Source organism: Pseudomonas agronomica (genome assembly GCF_025917275.1).
In the GTDB taxonomy this organism is placed as follows: Bacteria; Pseudomonadota; Gammaproteobacteria; order Pseudomonadales; family Pseudomonadaceae; genus Aquipseudomonas; species Aquipseudomonas agronomica.
Window position 1 is genome coordinate 1 of the sequence record NZ_JAOSHO010000885.1, and the last position, 1,065, is coordinate 1,065.

Below are 1,065 nucleotides of genomic sequence, written 5' to 3' on the forward strand. Positions count from 1 at the left end.
AAGGGGTCATCAGCAACGCCGCTTTTCTCGGATCAGAGCCCAGCCCTAGGCGAACTCAACGAATCATTCCCCGTCACCGTGGCCGTACCTGTCGCCGCCTCGGCATTGGCCTTCATGCGGCTCAGTTCGTCGCCGGCCTGCTCGATGCGGGCGCGGGCGTCATGCAGATGCTGGCGATTTTTTTCCAGCAGGCTTTTCGCCGAGCAGTGCCCGGTGATGCCGCGCGCCAAGGCCATGCCGCCGATCGCCAGTTGGGCCAGGCCGATCACACCGCCACGGCGAAGGCCCTTGCCCATCATCAGTACCCCACCGGCCAATGAACCGATGCGCTCCCAGCCGTGCACATTCTGCGGGCTGTGGGATTGGAAAGGGGTGGTATCCACCGGCCCGAACGGATTGTTATCGCTCATGATCTGTCTCCAGTGTGGGGAATTGTATAAAGCTGACTGCCTGAGCGAATCCGTCGTTCCATGGAATTTCCAGCCGGTCAGCGGAATTGCGGCCCCGAGCGCGTGTTGTTGCCTTTGGCCATGCGGTCGTACAGCACGACATTGACCGTGGCCGCCAGGTTCATGCAGCCGTTGGTGGGGATGTAGATCACGTCTTCGCACCAGTCGCGGATGTCTTTGTCCAGCGAACCGTCCTCGGGGCCGAAGATATACAGCGCTCGGTCCGGGTGGGTGTATTCGGGCAACGGACGGGCGCCGTCCACCAGCTCGACGGCCACCGGCACACAGCCCAGGGGCAGGATCTTCTTCAGGTCGTCGATGCCAATCAGCGGGATGTCGTAATGGACTTTCTTGGTGTCGGTGACGAAGTCGGCGGCGCGTTCATAGCGCTTGCCGGTGTAGAACACCGACGCCACGCCGTAACAGCCGGCGGCACGCATGACCGAACCGACGTTTTCCGGCGACTTGGGGTTGAACAGACCGATGCAGCTGTAGCGTTTGTTGGCCACGGACGGGGTGCCTTTGGGAAAAGGCGCGATTATACGGGGAATGGGGGAGGGTGGTCAGGTTCGAGATGTGCGGTGTCTGGTTGACCGCCATCGCGAGCAAGCTCGCT

General features: G+C 62.0%; 2 protein-coding genes. Both read right to left on the reverse strand.

The window, feature by feature from the left end:
• Positions 1 to 32: 32 nt before the first annotated feature.
• Entirely contained in the window at positions 33 to 410 is a 378-nt protein-coding gene (locus OC610_RS27890; protein WP_264432807.1) for a YgaP family membrane protein, read from the reverse strand.
• Between the two features lie 77 nt (positions 411 to 487).
• Positions 488 to 958, reverse strand: a complete 471-nt coding sequence (locus tag OC610_RS27895) for an RNA methyltransferase (RefSeq protein ID WP_264432809.1) — start codon at positions 956 to 958, stop codon at positions 488 to 490.
• Between the last annotated feature and the right edge of the window lie 107 nt (positions 959 to 1,065).

What these genes read in the sequence shown, in the direction of transcription:
- OC610_RS27890 (WP_264432807.1), bottom strand. Translation starts at nt 410, where the DNA reads ATGAGCGATAACAATCCGTTCGGGCCGGTGGATACCACCCCTTTCCAA.